This window comes from Pararoseomonas sp. SCSIO 73927, from assembly GCF_037040815.1.
Lineage (GTDB): Bacteria > Pseudomonadota > Alphaproteobacteria > Acetobacterales > Acetobacteraceae > Roseomonas.
Map to the genome: position 1 here is coordinate 2,283,147 of NZ_CP146232.1, position 15,379 is coordinate 2,298,525.

Genomic DNA, 15,379 nt, shown 5'->3' on the forward strand with positions numbered 1-15,379 from the left:
AGCGCGTAATTGGAGGAAGAGTTGGATCGCCCGAGGTGACGAAACACCAACTCTGGATGAGAGTAATCGGAAAACATCGCGCGATTACAAGGCGCTAAACCTTGTAGACTAAATCGCCCAAGTCCCAAGCTTTGGAGACGAATGCCTCTCCGGAGAGAGAAAACGGCGCTCGTTCCACCTTCGAAGTATCAAGGTGCGCGCCGAAAATGTAGCGGAGCCACACGGAAAAGCGCGATCCCAACCTACCCAGAGAAAAGTTCTTCTGGAGAAGATTGGAGCGGGCGAAGGGATTCGAACCCTCGACCCCGACCTTGGCAAGGTCGTGCTCTACCCCTGAGCTACGCCCGCGCTCCGTGCGTGGCGGCCGTATGACACGGGCCCGCGGGGCACGCAACCCCCTCCGCGGGTCGTATCGCACCGGCAACGCCCCTGCCCTGGCCCTCACCCCGCCGCGCCGGTAGTCTCCCCCCATGATCCCTGCCGAAGACCGCGCCGAGGCCGGCAGGCCGCCCGCCAGGGTCCGGCACCGCCGCGTCTTCTACGTCCCGGGCTACGACCCCCGGAGCCCCCGCACCTACTTCCTCCTCTTCTCGCGCGAGCTGCGGAAGTTCGCCGCCCTCCACGGCATCACCGCCCGCATGCGCGCGGGGAAGGAAGACCCCGCCACAAGCTGGCACGTCACCGCGGACTGGCCTGGCGGCCCGGTAAAGACAACCGTGGACTGCCTCTCCTGGCACGAAATCGCCGTGCGGGACTTCGCCGTGCCGAAGTGGCGCGTCGCCCTCCTCAGCCTGCGCGTCCTCTGGGACGCGGTGTGGACCGGCACGGTGTGGAGGATGCTTCGTCTGAACTGGAAGTTCGGGATCTTCTCCCTCTACCCCTGGGGCATGGCGCTGCTCTACGCGCTGGCGGCGCTGGGCCTCGTCGCCGCCTGCCTGACCCTGGCCGGGGCGGTCGGCCTACCCCGCCTGGCCGGGCTGGCTCCCGCCGCCCTCGGCCTCTACGGCCTGCTGCGGCTTACCGAAATCCTCGATCGCCGCTTCTTCGTCTGGTACCTCATCAACGACTGGATCTTCACCTGGCGCCACCGCACCCGCCGGGACCCGGAGGCGGATGCGCGGTTCGAGAGCTTCGCCCGCCGCGTCGCCGACGCCGCGGAGGATCCCTCCCTCGACGAGGTCCTCGTCATCGGCCACAGCTCCGGCAGCTTCGTCTCCATCTCGATCGTGGCCCGCGCCCGGGAACTGATGAGGGAGGTGGAGGGGCGGCCCCGCCTCGCCCTCATGACGGTTGGCGGCAACACCCCCATCGCCGTCGCCGGCCGGCAGCCCAGCCCCGCCCGCGCGGCCATGCAGGCCCTGGTCACGGATGGCGGGATGCTCTGGGTGGACTACTTCGCCCCGCAGGACGTGCTGAACTTCCCCTGGCTGGAGCCGGTCGCGGCCTTCCGTCTTGACCTCGGCGGCAAGCCCCCACGCAACCCTTCCGTCCGCTCCGCCCGCTTCCGGGAGATCTTCTCCGAGGAGCGCTACGCGGAAATGGCCTACCGCTTCTACGAGCTGCACTTCCAGTTCCTGCGCGCCAACGACCGGCACGGCGAGTACGAGTTCTACCGCTTCCTGGCCGGCCCCGAGCCCCTGGAGTCCGTCACGCGTGAACCCGGCTGAGACAGCGCCCCGCTATCGCCCGCCCGCGCCGGTCCCCTCCGGCAATCTCGGCACCTTCCTGAAGGTCCTGCTCGGCCGGGACGCCAACCTCCTCACCGCCCTGCCGCGCCGCGCCTACGAGATCCTCATGGGCGAGCGCGCCGTGGGCGATCGCCGCATCTACATCATCAACCACCCGGAAACGGCGCGCGAGGTGATGGTGGAGCGCGCGGCGAACTACCCCAAGGCCGCCCTCTTCGTGGACGCGCTCTCCCCTCTCGTCGGAGACGGCATCTTCGTCGCCAACGGCCGCAGCTGGCACCGCCAGCGCGACATGATCCGCCCGGCCATGTCCGGCATCGCCCTCTCCCGCGCCTACCCCCACATGGGCGCGGCGGTGGCGGACTGCGCCGCCCGAATCGCCGCCCACGCCCGCGCCGGCAAACCCTTCGCGCTGGACGCGGAGCTCAGCCACGTCACCGCCGACGTCGTCTTCCGCACCATCTTCTCCGAGCCGATCGAGGCGGAGGAGGCGATGACCGTCTTCGAGGCCTTTTCGCGCTTTCAGGTCCTCTCGGACCAGCTCGCCCCCTGGCAGCTCCTCTACTCCGGCAAGCCGCCCGCCCCGCCCCAGGTCGCGGGCTTCCGCGCCGCCTGCGCCGCCATCCGCGGCACCCTCGGCCGCATGGTGGACCGCCGCCTGGCCGCGGGCAGCGCTGCCGGGCGCGACATCGCCGACGCCCTGATCGGCGCCGCCGACCCCGAGACCGGCCGCCCCTTCACGCGCGAAGAGCTGGTGGACCAGATCGCCGTCTTCTTCCTCGCCGGCCACGAGACCACGGCCAGCATGCTCACCTGGGCCTTCGTCATCCTCGCCAACCTTCCCGGCGCCACCGCGCGCATCCGGGCGGAGGCGGACGGGCTGGGGCAGGGGGACCCAACCCTGGAACAGCTCCAGGCCGGCCTCCCCTACACCAAGCGCGTCCTCCGCGAGGTCCTGCGCCTCTACCCGCCCGTCGGCTTCCTCGTCCGCTCCCCCCTGGCCCCGGACAAGGTCCGCCGCTGGACCCTCCAGCCCGGCGCCCTCGTCGTCGTCTCCCCCTGGGTGGTCCACCGCCACCGCCTCTTCTGGAAAGACCCCGACCTCTTCGACCCCGACCGCTTCCTGCCGGAACGCGCGGCCGAGATCCCGAAGGACGCCTACATCCCCTTCGGCCTCGGCCCCCGGGTCTGCCCCGGCGCCGCCTTCGCCACGGTGGAGAGCACCCTCCTCCTCGCCCGACTACTGGGCGCCTTCGACATCGCCCCCGTCTCCCCGGCCAGCATCCAGCCCACCGCCCGCCTGACGATCCGGCCCAACGGGACCGTCCTGTGCCGGGCTATTCCCCGGAGAGCAGGGGGCTGATCCTTCGCGTCCGGTCCGTGGCCAGGGAGAGGAAGAAGGAATTCTTCCTTTCCCCGGACCCCTCTCCATCATCTTTTTCTAGGCTTTGGGAATACCCTGCTGACGGTGCGCCTCGGGTCGATGACCCGAGGCGACTGCCTGGGCAGGAAGGGGCCCGTCACGCGGAAACCCCATCTCAGGACGGCGCGGCGGCAGCCAGATGGGGGTCCAGGGGCCTCAGGCCCTTGGCGGGGGTTCCAGGGGGCAGCGCCCCCTGGCTCCGGACAGCGCAGGACAGGGCCGCACACCTCCATCGGTGTTCCGTCCTGCGCGACTTGCCCAGACGGCACATGAACCGCATCTAGGGGTAAATCACTCCGGACAGGCGTCGGTCATCATGGATTCCCTTCTCAACCCTGCCCCAGGCGGCGCGCCCGCCGAGGACGTCATCAAGGATGGCGACCAGAAGAGCTTCATGCAGGACGTGGTGGCCGCCAGCCGCCAGGTGCCGGTGCTGGTCGATTTCTGGGCCACTTGGTGCGGTCCCTGCAAGCAGCTCACCCCCACGCTGGAGAAGGTGGTCCGCGCCGCCGGCGGGCGCGTGCGGCTGGTGAAGATCGACATCGACGCCAACCGCGCCCTGGTGCAGCAGCTCGCGCAGCTCGGCCTTCCGCTGCAGTCCGTGCCCACGGTGGCCGCCTTCTGGCAGGGCCAGATCGCCGACCTCTTCCAGGGCGCGCTGCCCGAGAGCGAGGTGAAGAAGTTCATCGAGAACCTGCTGAAGACGGCCGGCGGGCAGATGCCTTCCGCCGACCTCCTCGCCGAGGCGAAGCAGGCGGTGGAGGAGGGAGACTTCCAGGGCGCGCTGGAGCTTTACGGGGCGCTGGCCCAGCAGGAACCGGAGAACGCGGCCGCCATGGCCGGCGTCGCCCGCTGCCTGATGGAGCTGGGCGAGGAGGACCAGGCGGAGCAGGTGCTCGAGAGCCTGCCCGCGAAGCTGCGCGACCACGCGGAGGTGACCGCGGTCCGCTCCGCGCTGGAGCTGGCCAAGGCCGGGCGCGAGGCGCGCGGCAAGCTGGCGGAGTACGAGTCCCGGCTCGCCGCCGACCCGAACGACCACGAGGCGCGGATTGACCTTGCCGTGGCCCTCAACGCCGCCGGGGATCGCACCGCGGCGGCCGATGCGCTCCTTGACGCCTTCAAGCGCGACCGCACTTGGAACGACGGTGCCGCCCGCAAGCAGCTGCTCAAGTTCTTTGAGGCATGGGGCTTCGAGGATCCGGCCACGAAGGCCGGGCGCCGCAAGCTCTCCTCCATGCTGTTCAGCTGAGGCGGAGCCGGGGGGAGGGCGCCCGCCCTCCCTCGCTTTCCGACCGCCACGAGGAGCCCCGGACATGCCCTTCCACCCCCGGGACCTCGGCGGCCTACCGGCGGAGATCGCGATCTTCCCCCTGCCGGGGGCCCTTCTCCTGCCCGGCGGGCGGCTGCCGCTGAACATCTTCGAGCCGCGCTACCTGGCGATGATGGAGGCGAGCCTCTCGAACGGCCGCTGCCTCGGGATGATCCAGCCGGACACGGGCGCCCCCGCCGGCCCCACCGGCCCCGCCCTCTACCGCGTGGGCTGCCTCGGCCGCGTCTCCTCCTTCGCGGAGACGGAGGATGGCCGCCTGCTGATCAGCCTCACCGGCCTTGTCCGCTTCCACATCGCGGAGGAGCTGCCGATGCGGGACGGCTATCGCCGGGTGCGCCCGGACTACGCCCCCTTCGCCGCCGACCTGGCCCGACCCGCCCCTCCGCCGATGCTGAACCGCCCGGCGCTGCTGGACTCCCTGCGCGCATACTTCCGCAGCAAGGGCATCGAGGCGAACTGGGAGGCAATCGAGGGACTGGAGGACGGCCCGCTCGTCGCCACCCTCGCCATGGTCTGCCCCTTCGACCCTGTGGAGAAGCAGGCCCTGCTGGAGGCCGCCGACCCCACCGCCCGGGCCGAGGCGCTGGCCGCCATGCTGCGGATGGACAGCCTGCCCGGTCCGGGCCAAGACATGCGCCCGAGTTGAGGCGCCCAGTTCAGGGCGCCGGAGCCGAGGACTTCCCGATGAGCCAGACGACGCCGCCCGCCGGCGATGCCGCCCCCGCCGCAACCCCCGCGGCAACCGTCGATCCCCGCCTGCTGGAGATCCTCGTCTGCCCCGTCACCAAGGGCCCGCTGCGCTACGACCGCGCGGCCGGGGAACTGGTGAGCGAGGGCGCGGGCCTCGCCTATCCCATCCGCGACGGCATCCCCATCATGCTGCCGGACGAGGCGCGCCGCCTGTAGCGGCGTGCCCACTCCCACCGAGATCCGCCTGAACCGCGCCGAACGCCGCCTGGAGGTGGCCTTCGACGACGGGGGCCGCTTCGAACTTCCCGCGGAGTACCTGCGGGTGGAGAGCCCCTCCGCCGAGGTGCAGGGCCATGGCCCCGGGGAGAAGGTGCTGGTGCACGGCAAGCGGGAGGTCGCGATCATCGGGATCGAGCCGGTGGGGAACTACGCCGTCCGCCTGACCTTCGACGACCTGCACAGCACCGGCATCTACAGCTGGGAGACGCTGCACCGCCTGGGCCGGGACTACGGCACCCTCTGGCCGGCCTACCTGGCCGCGCTGGAGGAGAAGGGCCTGTCCCGCGACCTGCGCGGCCGCGCCGCCCCCAAGACCATCCCGTAGTGCCGCTGCAGCTCCAGTCGGCGGTCGGCCTGGCCGCGCTGCTCGCCCTGGCCTGGGCCTGCGGCGGCTTCCGGCGCCCGGTCCCCTGGCGCGCCGTCCTGGCCGGGGTGACCCTGCAGGTCGCGCTGGCCGCCGCCCTGCTGCACATCCCCCCGCTGCGCGCCGGCTTCGCGCTGGTGGGCGACGCGGTGGACGCCCTGGCGCGGGCCACGCGCGCCGGCACGAGCCTTGTCTTCGGCTATCTCGGCGGCGCGCCGCTGCCCTTCGCCGAGACCCGGCCGGGCGGGGGCTTCGTCCTCTTCTTCCAGGCCCTGCCCATCGTCCTCTTGGTCGGGGCCCTCTCCGCGCTGCTCTACCACTGGCGGGTGCTGCCGGCCCTGGTGCGGGTGATGTCCCGCGCCCTCCGCACCGCCTTCGGCGTCTCCGGCGCCTGCGGCGTCTCGGTGGCCGCCAACGTCTTCACCGGCATGGTGGAGGCCACGCTCTTCATCCGCCCCTGGCTCGCCACCCTCTCGCGCCCGGAGCTCCTGGTGGTGATGACGGCGGGCCTCGCCACCATCTCCGGCAACATGCTGGTGGTCTACGCCGCCATGCTCTCCGGCGCCGTGCCGGACGCCGCCGGCCAGCTTCTCGCCGCCTCCCTCGTCTCCGCCCCCGCCGCGATCCTCGCCGCCCGCCTCATGCTGCCCGAGGCCGCCGCCCCCGAATCCGCCGACATCGAGGCCCCGCGCCTCTACGACAGCAGCATGGACGCCCTCACCCGCGGCACCGCGGACGGCCTCTCCCTGCTGCTGAACATCATGGCCGGCCTCATCGTCTTCGTGGCCCTGGTCGCGCTGGCGAACATGATACTCCAGCCGCTCACCGGCCTGACGCTCGAGGCGCTCGCCGGCACCCTCCTCTGGCCGCTCGCCTGGGCCATGGGCATCGCGGCGGAGGACGCCGCCGCCGCCGCCCGCCTGCTGGGAATCCGTGGCGTGGTGAATGAGTTCGTCGCCTATCTCGACATGGCCGGCCCCAACGGCGCCGCCCTGGCCCCGCGGACGAAGCTGATCCTCTCCTGGGCGCTCTGCGGCTTCGCGAACTTCGCCAGCGTGGGGATCATGGTCTCCGGCATGGGCGCCCTCTGCCCGGAGCGCCGGGCGGAGATCGTCCGCCTCGGCCTGCCCTCTCTCCTCGCGGCCACCATCGCCTGCTGCATGACCGGCGCGACGGTGGGGCTGCTCTCGCCCTGACCCGGCGGCGCTCGCAGTCCCTAGGGGAAGGCCTGCCGGAACCGCCCCCGCTCAGTCCGCCGCCCGGAAGGCCGGCGCGGCGATCTGCCGGGCCTTCTCCACCTTCGCCGGGTCCAGTCCCATCGCGTCCACCACCGCCCCGACGCGCCCGGCCGCCGCATCGTCCGGCCCCAGCCCGAAATCCTTGAGGATCGAGGCCAGCCGCACCCGCGCCTCGCGCCGCGGGCGGCCCCTCACCACCTCTTCCAGCAACGGCAACAGCGCGTCGGCATAGGCATGGAAGGAATGCCGGGTGCGCGCCAGCGCCTGGCCGCGCGCCCCCAGCCCGGCCGCATCCGCCGGGTTGGCCTGCACCCATTCCAGGTGCCGCATGGCGTCCAGCGCCTCCGCCTCCGGGCGGCAGGCGAGCACGGTGTCGCCGGGGAGCTCGGCGTAGCACCCGTGATTCGTGACGAGCGTCGGCCGCCCGGAGGAGAGGGCAAGGATGACGGAGGCCGAGGCCCCTTCCAGCACCGGGTTGCGAAGGCAGGCGATGGCGTCCACGTCGCGCAGCCTCCAGCGCAGGTCCTCGTCGCTGACCCAGCCCGTGAACTCCGGCGGATCGACGCCGAGGAGCGCCGCGAGCGCTGTCAGCCGCTCCCGCTCCGCCGCATCCGCCGCGCCGATCACGCGCAGCCGGCAGCGCTCCCGCAGGGCGCCGGAGGCGCCGATCGCGGTGATCACCTGGTCCAGCTGCCGGTTCGGGTTGGCATGGCCGATGGCCGCCACCGTCATGCGGTTCCAGCGGGCGGGCGGCGGCGGCAGGTCCGGCACCTCGAAGGCCAGCGGGATGGTGGCGGTGGGGCCGGGGCAGGCGGCGGCCAGGCGCGGCGCGTAGTGCGCGGCGTGGGCCACGGCCCCGGCACAACGGCGGGCCAGCCACTCCAGCATCGGGCGGCGCCGGGCGACCTCCGCCAGATCCGTCCAGATGGGCTCGCCCTCGTGCAGGCCTTCCTCGCCGTGCACCGCGCGCACCAGCCGCCGCAGCGCGGCGTCGTCCTCGCTCGCCAGCACGTGCTGGACGGCAAGGTTCAGGATGAAGGCGTCGTGGAACACGCCCACCGTCATCAGCGGGCTGATCCGGTCCAGCAGGGCGCCGTGGAAGCCGTGATTATCCCCGATCTGCGCCACCAGCACGTCGAAGCCGCGCTCGATCGCGCCGTCGTCCAGCGCCTCGATGCGGTGCACCGCCCCGGGCGCCGGGCGCGGCGGCAGGCCGGCGCCCGCGCCCAGCTCCGTCCGCAGCACCGTCACCTCGTGCCCGCGCGCGGTCAGCTCCTCCGCCATGCCCTGGCCGAAGGCGGCGATGGCGGAGCGCTCGTTCCAGGGGCCTGCCCAGGCGATGCGGAGATGCCTCACGCGACGAGCCTCTCGATGGTGGTGGGCCAGTCCAGCCCCGCATCCTCCATCGCGCCGCGCCCGGCCCGGCCGTAGCGCCGGGCGAGGGCGGGATCGGCGGCCAGCGCCGCCATGGCCGCGCCCAGCTCCTCGGGCTCCGGCGGCGCGATGAGGCCGTTGTCCCGGTCCCGCACAATGTCCAGCACGCCGCCGGAATCCGTGCTCGTGATCACGGGCTTGGCGGCCTGGAAGGCCTCCATGGTGCAGTAGCCCAGGCTGTCCTCGTCATAGGGCAGGTAGGCCACGGCCAGGGCGCCGTTCACCAGCCGCGCCAGCTCCGCGCGCGGCAGGAAGCGCAGGTCCAGCGTCACCCGGTCCTCCACGCCCTCCTCCGCGGCCAGGCGGCGCAGCGCCTCCGCGTCCTCCGGCCGGTCGGGCGGGCCGGCCACCACCAGCCGCAGGCCCGGGGCGTGGCGCAGGGCGCGCACCAGCAGGGCCTGGCGCTTGCCCGCGTTCACCCGCCCGGTGGCGAGGATGTAGCCCTCGGACTCGCCGCCCGTGAACAGCTCCGGGTCGTTCAGCGGCGGGCGCAGCACGCTGCTGTCGAAGCCGTTGTAGCGCTTCAGTCGGCGGGAGGTGATGGGCGCGTTGGTGTGGATGCGCCGCGCCTCGCGGAAGGCCAGCGCGTCGCCCGCGCGGATCGCGGACAGGATCTCCTGCCCGCGCGGGGTGTCGGGGATGTTGCTCTGGCCGGCATCCAGCAGGTCGTAGGCCTGGCGGAACTGGTGCAGCAGCCACAGCACCTTGTCGTGCCAGGGCACCATGTAGGCCGGGAACTTCAGCGCGATCACCCGGTCGACGTTGTAGAGGCGGAGCTGCCGGGCGATCAGCATCTCCTCGATCAGCCCCTCGGCCGGGTGCCAGGTGAAGGGGATGCGCATCCCCTCCGCCTCGTGCCCCTGGCGGCGCAGGTTGAGCACGAGATGGTCGAACAGCTCCTCCGCGCCCCCGTGCACGAAGGGCACCATGGTGCTGAGCACGAGCACCTTCATGCCAGCAGCCTCTCGATCGTCGTGTCCCAGTCGATGCCGAGCTCCGCCACCCGCTCCCGCGCCGCAGCACCCATCCGGGCGGTCAGGGCGCGGTCGGCATAGAGACGGTCGAAGGCGGCGCCCAGCTCGGCCGCGTCCGGGCCGGTCATCAGCCCGGTGACGCCGTCCTGCACGAACTCCGCGACGCCGCCGGAGTCGGAGACGGTCACCGTGCAGCGCGCGGCATGGGCCGCCTCGATGGTCGGGTAGCCGTAGCTGTCCTCGTCGAAGGGCAGGTAGGCGGAGGCGAGGGCGTTCTCCAGCCGGTCGGCCTTCTCCTGCTCGGAGATCCAGCGCTCCTCGACCGTCACGCGGTCCGCGACCCCCAGCTCCAGCGCGCGCCGCCGCAGCCCCTCGACGTAGGCCGGGTGCATGGAAAGGCCACAGAGCCGGAGCCGCACGGCCGTGCGCGTGTGCGCCATCGCCTCCACCATCAGGTGCTGGCGCTTGTGGTGCTCCATCCGGCAGACGCTGACGATCTCGTCGCCGTAGGCCCCGGCGACGAACATCTCCGGCCGCAGGATGGGCGGGTAGAGGATGTCGCTGGCCACGCCGTTGAAGCGCCGCAGGCGGTCCCCCACCACGCGGGAGTTGGTGAAGACGTGCCGCGCCTCCGACAGGAACTCGTTGTCCGCCGCCATCACCGCGTCGCGCAGGGCCCGGCCGGCGGCATGGTCGGGCACCGCGCCGTAGGGCGTGCCCCAGAGGTCGTAGAAGCCGCGCAGGTGGTGGATGAACCACACCACCTTGCGGCGGTGCCGCACCGCGTGGGCGGGCGGGCGGATCGTGATGACCTGCTCGAAGTAGTCGTCGAGCTTCATCATGCGGAAGGCCGCGGTCTGCGACAGGATCTGGTCCTGGTACTCGACGAAGGGCAGGTAGACCGTCTCCACCTGGTGCCCCCGCGCCGTGAGCTTCTCGTTCAGCCAGTCCACGATGAAACGCCCGCCGCCGTACACCAGCGGCACGGCGGAGGAGACGATGCCGATCCTCACGCGCGCCGATCCCCGCTCAGGCCAGCCGCAGCGCGGGGTAGGTCTCGGCCGGCTGACGCAGCATGAGCAGGTTGGCCGTCGGCACCGCCGCCAGGGCGGAAACCGGCCGCGCCGGCCGCACCGTGCCCGTGGCCTCGTCCACCTCGTAGGGCGTGAAGCCGGCGCCCGTGAACAGCGCCATCCACTCCGCGGGCGCGACGCCCGCGCGGCGCAGGTGCTCCGGCCCGAACTCCACCAGCGCCGCCATGCCCGGATTCTCCGAGAGGATGCGGCCCATGCCCCGCCACACCTCCGGCTCGAACCCCTCCACGTCGATCTTGGCGAGGTGCACGCGCGTGCCGGGCGGCACCAGCGCGTCCATCGGCCGCACATCCACCGTCTCGCTCCCTTCCGAGCCCGGCAGGGCGAGCAGGGAGGAGTGGCCGGAGGTGACGCCGAGGTTCAGCTCCGCCGTGCCCGGCGCCGCGCCGGCCGCGCAGCGGTGCAGCGTCACGATCCTGTCCAGCCCGTTCGTCACCAGGCTCCGCCGCAGCAGCTCCGCCAGCCGGGCCGTGGGCTCCACCGCGATCACCCGGCCCGCCGGGCCGACGCGCCGCGCCGCAGGCAGCACCGTCAGCCCGACATTCGCCCCCACGTCCAGCACGGTGTCGCTTTCCCGCAGCACGGCCTGGATCACCGCCACCGTGCCCGGCTCCAGCCGCCCGCCGCTCTCGTACATCGCGGCGACGAGCGGCGCGTCCTCGGCGGGGATGAGGAGGAAGCCCTCGGGCAGGCGCATCAGCAGGGCGTCGCCGACGGGAAGCGCCACCCGCGAGAGCAACGGCTCCGTCCGGTCCCGCACAAGGCCGTAGAGCATGTCGGTCCGGCTCTGCAGCTGGCCGGAGAGCGCCTCCGCCCCTCCGTTGGCCCCTCCCGCGAGCCGCTCCTCTGTGCTGGCCACAGCCCCCGCGAGCCGCTCCTCGGTGCTGGCCACGGCCCCCGCGAGCCGCTCCTCCGTGCTGGCCACGGCCCCCACGAGCCGCTCCTCGGTGGCGGTGACAGCCCCCGCGAGCCGCTCCCCGGTGGCGGTCACGGCCCCGGTGACCGCGTCCTGCCGCTGCCCCTGCTCGAGGCGGAGCGCGTCGATGCCGAGCTGCAGCGCCCGCATCCGAAGCCCCAGCCGGTCGATCGCCTGCTCGACCCCGGCCGTCTCGGCCCGCAGGTGGTGCTCCACCCGCTCGAGGCGCCCCGCGAGGTCGTCCAGCCGCGGGGGTAGCGGGTCGATGCGGTCCGCGATCGCCTGCATCTGCCGCGCCAGCGCGTGCGTGGCCGCCGCCACGGTGGCGGCAACCCCGCTGTTGATCCGGGCGTCGAGGTTCGTGTCCTCCACCGCCTGCCGCAGCCGCAGCTGGATGCGGTGCAGGAAGGGTAGGGCGAAGGGACGCAGTCCCCGCAGCGCGACCCGGCCGGCGCGCCGGTGGATGGGACGAGGAGGCTGGCTCTCAGACACGCGCGGCACCGGACCTGTCATGGGTGATCGGCGGCCTGGGCCGCGGCGCCTTCATAACGGACCCACGGGGGGCGGCAAGTCGGGGAGGGGACGACCCGTACCGAAACCGACGCTGTGCTCCCGCTACGCCGGGCGGCGGGCCCGGAGGGCGGCGGCCAGGGTGCCGTCGTCCAGCACGTCCAGCGCTCCGCCCATCGGCACGCCCTGGGCCAGCCGGGTGACGGGCACGAGGAGCGGCCGCAGCCGGTCCGCCAGGTAATGGCCGGTGGAGGCCCCCTCCACCGTCGCCGGCAGCGCCAGGATCACCTCCTCCACCTCCCCCTTCGCCACCCGCTCCACCAGCGGCTGGATGGCCAGGTCCTCCGGCGACACGCCGCCGAGCGCCGAGAGCGTGCCCCCCAGCACGTGGTACAGCCCGCGATGCGCCCCCGCCCGCTCCAGCGCCCAGAGGTCCGAAACCCCCTCCACCACGCAGACCAGCCCGCGCTCCCGCCGGGGGTCGCGGCAGACGCCGCAGGGATCACGCGAGTCGAGGTTGCCGCAAACCCGGCAGGGCTTCACCGCCTCCGCCGCCGCATCCAGCGCGCGGGAGAGCGGACGCATCAGCCGCTCCGGGTCCTGCAGCATCCGCAGCGCGGCGCGCCGGGCGGAACGCCGCCCGAGGCCGGGAATCCGCGCCAGCAGGGCGACCAACTGCTCCACCGGGTCGTTGGGCGGAACCGGATCCGGGCGCATCGCGGAAGGGTCGAACGGCATCCGTTGCATATGGTGACGATCCCCCTCCGGCGCATCGGACGGCGCTTGCGGACCGGGGAGAGGAAGAAGGAATTCTTCCTTTCCCCGGACCCCTCACCATCATCTTTTTCTAGGCTTTGGATTTACTCTGCTGACGGTGCGCCTCGGGTCGATGACCCGAGGCGACTGCAAGGGCAGGAAGAGGCCCGTCACGCCGAGACCTCGTGTCAGGCCGGCGTGGCGGCAGCCAGAAGGGGATCCAAGGGCCTCAGGCCCTTGGTGGGGGTCCAGGGAGCGAAGCCCCCTGGGGCCGGTCGCGCTCAGAACGGCAGCTTGAACCCGCCCAGCCCGCCGCCCATGCCGGGGATGTTGAGGCCGGAGGTGGCCTTCGACATCTCCTCCGCCATCATCGCCTCCACCTTCTGCTTGGCGTCGGCGTGGGCGGCGACGATCAGGTCCTCCAGCACCTCGCGCTCCTCCGCCACCATGAGGGAGGGGTCGATCGCCAGGCCCTTCAGGTCGCCCTTGCCGGAGAGGGTGACGCGCACCATGCCGGCGCCGGCCTGGCCCTCCATGGTGGCGGCCTCCAGCGTCGCCTGCATCTCCTGCATCTTCGACTGCATCTGCTGAGCCTGCTTCAGCATGTTGCCCAGGTTCTTCATGCGGCGGTCCTCAATTGGGGGGGGGGGAGGGCGATGGCCCAGGCGGATGGACCAAGCCTCAGGGCCTGTCCATCCCCGCGGGCTCGGCGTCCAGCGGCGCGAAGGCGAAATCGTCGTCGTCCACCGGGGCGAAGTTCACGTCGTCCGCCAGCACCACCTCCGGCTCCTCCGCCGGGGCGGCCTCGGGCGGGGGCAGGCCGTAGTCGTCGAGGTTGGCGTCGCGCACGTCGCGGATCTGGGCGCCGGGGAAGGTCTCCATCACGGCCAGCACCAGCGGGTGGCTGCGCGCCACCTCCAGCCGCGCCTCGTCCGCCGCCCGGCGCTGCGAGGCAAGCGTCGGCTCCCCCTCGGCGTTGGAGAGGGAGACGGTCCAGCGCGCCCCCGTCATCTCCTGCAGCAGGGCGGAGAGCTGGCCGGGCAGGTCGCGCGGCGCGTCCGGCAGCATCCGCAGCTCGATCCGCCCTTCCGCGAAGCGGACGAGGTGGACGGTATGGACGAGGTGCGCGTGCAGCTTCGGCCGACGGCCTGAAGCGAGCGCCGCCACCTCGCGGAAGGTGGTGGGGCGGGCGAGGGGGGCAGCCTCGGGCTCCGGCTGGGCCGCCACGGCCACGGCCGCGCCGCCACCACCCGCGATGGCCCGGAAGCCGCCGGTTGGGCCACCAGCGGCCATCGGCGTGCCGACGGCCTCCGCCCCGCCGCCGGGGCTGCCCGCGGGCGCACCGCCGCCCCCGCCGCCGCGCGGGGGCGGGCTGGCGCCGGAGAGGCGGCGGACAATGTCGCCGGGGGTGGGCATCTCCGCCAGGTGTGCCAAGCGGATCAGCACCATCTCCGCCGCCGCGCGCCGGTCCGGGCTCTCCGCCACCTCGTTGATGCCGCGCAGCAACACCTGCCAGGCGCGGCCGAGCACGGGGATGGTCAGCGTCTCCGCCAGGGCCGCGCCGCGCGTGCGCTCCGCCTCCGGCACGGAGGGGTCGTTCCTCAGCGCCGGCACGGCCCGGAAGCGCGTCAGGGTGTGGGTCAGCTCCGCCATGTCGGCCAGCACCACGCCGGGATCGGCGCCGCGCTCATGCGCGCGGTCCATGGCGGCGAGCACGGCGGGAAGGTCGCCGCGCAGGGCGGCCTCCATCAGGTCCATCACCAGGGCGCGGTCCGCCAGCCCCAGCATGTCCCGCACCGCCTCGGCCGTGACGCCGGCCCCGTCCTCGGACGGCATGGCGATGGCCTGGTCGAGCAGGGAGAGGCCATCGCGCACGGAACCATCCGCTGCGCGGGCGACCATGGCGATCGCCTCCGGCTCCACGGTCGTCCCCTCCGCCTCCGCGATGCGGGCGAAGTGCGCGCGCAGCGTCTCCTGCGGCACGCGCTTCAGGTCGAAGCGCTGGCAGCGGGAGAGGATGGTGGCCGGAACCTTCCGGATCTCGGTGGTGGCAAACAGGAACTTCACCTGCGGCGGCGGTTCCTCCAGCGTCTTCAGCAGCGCGTTGAAGGCCGCGCCGGAGAGCATGTGGACCTCGTCCAGGATGTAAACCTTGAAGCGCCCCTGGCTCGGCCGGAAGCGCACCGCCTCCCGGATCTCCCGCACATTGTCCACGCTGTTGTTGGAGGCGGCGTCGAGCTCCACCACGTCCGGGTGGCGGTCCGCCAGGATGGCGCGGCACTCCGGGCACACGCCGCAGGGATCGGCCGTGGGGCCGCCCTTCCCGTCGGGCCCGATGCAGTTCATGGCGCGGGCGATGATGCGGGCCGTGGTGGTCTTCCCCACCCCGCGGACGCCCGTGAGCATGAAGGCGTGCGCCACCCGGTTCTGCGCGAAGGCGTTCCGCAGGGTGCGGACCAGCGTGTCCTGCCCGATCAGGTCCGCGAAGCTCTTCGGCCGGTACTTGCGGGCCAGCACCCGATAGGGCTGGGCCGGCTCATCCGGTGTGGGCGCGGGTGTGGGCGCGGCGGTGGGCGCAGGGGGCGCGGCCGGTGCGGGATCGCCGAACAGGCCGGGCCCTTCCATCGGGGGCTCCGGCAGGTCGTCCGGCGCTTCGGTCGAGAGGTCGGTGTCGCTGGTCATC

Annotated in this window: 14 protein-coding genes and 1 tRNA gene; 7 read left to right on the forward strand and 8 right to left on the reverse strand. The window is 72.9% G+C overall.

The annotated features are described in order from the left end of the window. Window positions 1-273: 273 nt before the first annotated feature. Window positions 274-348 (reverse strand) — tRNA-Gly (locus VQH23_RS10780). Window positions 349-470: 122 nt separating this feature from the next. Between VQH23_RS10780 and VQH23_RS10785 the strand changes: the two genes are divergently transcribed. The 7 genes from VQH23_RS10785 (at window position 471) to VQH23_RS10815 (ending at window position 6,970) form a co-directional block, all read left to right on the forward strand. Continuing rightward, the gene (locus VQH23_RS10785) at window positions 471-1,667 is read left to right on the forward strand and encodes a hypothetical protein (RefSeq protein ID WP_338665642.1); all 1,197 of its coding nucleotides are present in this window, start codon (window positions 471-473) and stop codon (window positions 1,665-1,667) included. Next, complete coding sequence (locus VQH23_RS10790; RefSeq protein WP_338665643.1) at window positions 1,654-3,051, forward strand: cytochrome P450; 1,398 nt, start codon at window positions 1,654-1,656, stop codon at window positions 3,049-3,051. Before VQH23_RS10785 ends, VQH23_RS10790 begins: the two co-directional genes overlap by 14 nt. A gap of 376 nt (window positions 3,052-3,427) precedes the next feature. Continuing rightward, window positions 3,428-4,360, forward strand: a complete 933-nt coding sequence (locus tag VQH23_RS10795) for a co-chaperone YbbN (protein ID WP_338665644.1) — start codon at window positions 3,428-3,430, stop codon at window positions 4,358-4,360. Window positions 4,361-4,424: 64 nt separating this feature from the next. Further along, window positions 4,425-5,087, forward strand: coding sequence for an LON peptidase substrate-binding domain-containing protein (locus tag VQH23_RS10800; RefSeq protein WP_338665645.1), 663 nt, complete (start codon window positions 4,425-4,427; stop codon window positions 5,085-5,087). 38 nt (window positions 5,088-5,125) lie between these two features. After that, entirely contained in the window at window positions 5,126-5,347 is a 222-nt protein-coding gene (locus tag VQH23_RS10805) for a Trm112 family protein (RefSeq protein WP_338665646.1), read from the forward strand. A gap of 4 nt (window positions 5,348-5,351) precedes the next feature. Then, window positions 5,352-5,735 carry a DUF971 domain-containing protein gene (locus VQH23_RS10810; RefSeq protein WP_338665647.1) on the forward strand — a complete coding sequence of 128 codons (384 nt, stop codon included), beginning with the start codon at window positions 5,352-5,354 and terminating at the stop codon, window positions 5,733-5,735. Beyond that, window positions 5,735-6,970, forward strand: a complete 1,236-nt coding sequence (locus VQH23_RS10815) for a nucleoside transporter C-terminal domain-containing protein (RefSeq protein ID WP_338665648.1) — start codon at window positions 5,735-5,737, stop codon at window positions 6,968-6,970. Before VQH23_RS10810 ends, VQH23_RS10815 begins: the two co-directional genes overlap by 1 nt. Window positions 6,971-7,021: 51 nt before the next feature. Here VQH23_RS10815 and VQH23_RS10820 read toward each other — a convergent pair whose 3' ends face one another. The 7 genes from VQH23_RS10820 to VQH23_RS10850 form a co-directional block, all read right to left on the reverse strand. Continuing rightward, window positions 7,022-8,368, reverse strand: coding sequence for a glycosyltransferase (locus VQH23_RS10820; RefSeq protein ID WP_338665649.1), 1,347 nt, complete (start codon window positions 8,366-8,368; stop codon window positions 7,022-7,024). Next, window positions 8,365-9,399 (reverse strand): glycosyltransferase family 4 protein, encoded by a 1,035-nt coding sequence (locus tag VQH23_RS10825; RefSeq protein ID WP_338665650.1) that lies wholly within the window; start codon window positions 9,397-9,399, stop codon window positions 8,365-8,367. Before VQH23_RS10825 ends, VQH23_RS10820 begins: the two co-directional genes overlap by 4 nt. Continuing rightward, on the reverse strand, window positions 9,396-10,433 hold the full coding sequence (locus VQH23_RS10830; RefSeq protein WP_338665651.1) for a glycosyltransferase family 4 protein: 1,038 nt from the start codon (window positions 10,431-10,433) through the stop codon (window positions 9,396-9,398). Before VQH23_RS10830 ends, VQH23_RS10825 begins: the two co-directional genes overlap by 4 nt. Window positions 10,434-10,449: 16 nt before the next feature. Beyond that, complete coding sequence (locus tag VQH23_RS10835; protein ID WP_338665652.1) at window positions 10,450-11,931, reverse strand: FkbM family methyltransferase; 1,482 nt, start codon at window positions 11,929-11,931, stop codon at window positions 10,450-10,452. 114 nt (window positions 11,932-12,045) lie between these two features. Further along, window positions 12,046-12,678, reverse strand: a complete 633-nt coding sequence (gene recR / locus VQH23_RS10840) for a recombination mediator RecR (RefSeq protein WP_338665653.1) — start codon at window positions 12,676-12,678, stop codon at window positions 12,046-12,048. Between the two features lie 299 nt (window positions 12,679-12,977). After that, entirely contained in the window at window positions 12,978-13,319 is a 342-nt protein-coding gene (locus tag VQH23_RS10845; protein WP_338665654.1) for a YbaB/EbfC family nucleoid-associated protein, read from the reverse strand. A gap of 58 nt (window positions 13,320-13,377) precedes the next feature. Beyond that, window positions 13,378-15,378, reverse strand: a complete 2,001-nt coding sequence (locus VQH23_RS10850) for a DNA polymerase III subunit gamma/tau (protein ID WP_338665655.1) — start codon at window positions 15,376-15,378, stop codon at window positions 13,378-13,380. Window position 15,379 lies beyond the last annotated feature (1 nt).

Coding starts and splice junctions, on each gene's coding strand:
- VQH23_RS10845 (WP_338665654.1), bottom strand. CDS start 13,319: ATGAAGAACCTGGGCAACATGCTGAAGCAGGCTCAGCAGATGCAGTCG.
- VQH23_RS10800 (WP_338665645.1), top strand. CDS start 4,425: ATGCCCTTCCACCCCCGGGACCTCGGCGGCCTACCGGCGGAGATCGCG.
- VQH23_RS10850 (WP_338665655.1), bottom strand. CDS start 15,378: ATGACCAGCGACACCGACCTCTCGACCGAAGCGCCGGACGACCTGCCG.
- VQH23_RS10825 (WP_338665650.1), bottom strand. CDS start 9,399: ATGAAGGTGCTCGTGCTCAGCACCATGGTGCCCTTCGTGCACGGGGGC.
- VQH23_RS10805 (WP_338665646.1), top strand. CDS start 5,126: ATGAGCCAGACGACGCCGCCCGCCGGCGATGCCGCCCCCGCCGCAACC.
- VQH23_RS10785 (WP_338665642.1), top strand. CDS start 471: ATGATCCCTGCCGAAGACCGCGCCGAGGCCGGCAGGCCGCCCGCCAGG.
- recR (WP_338665653.1), bottom strand. CDS start 12,678: ATGCCGTTCGACCCTTCCGCGATGCGCCCGGATCCGGTTCCGCCCAAC.
- VQH23_RS10795 (WP_338665644.1), top strand. CDS start 3,428: ATGGATTCCCTTCTCAACCCTGCCCCAGGCGGCGCGCCCGCCGAGGAC.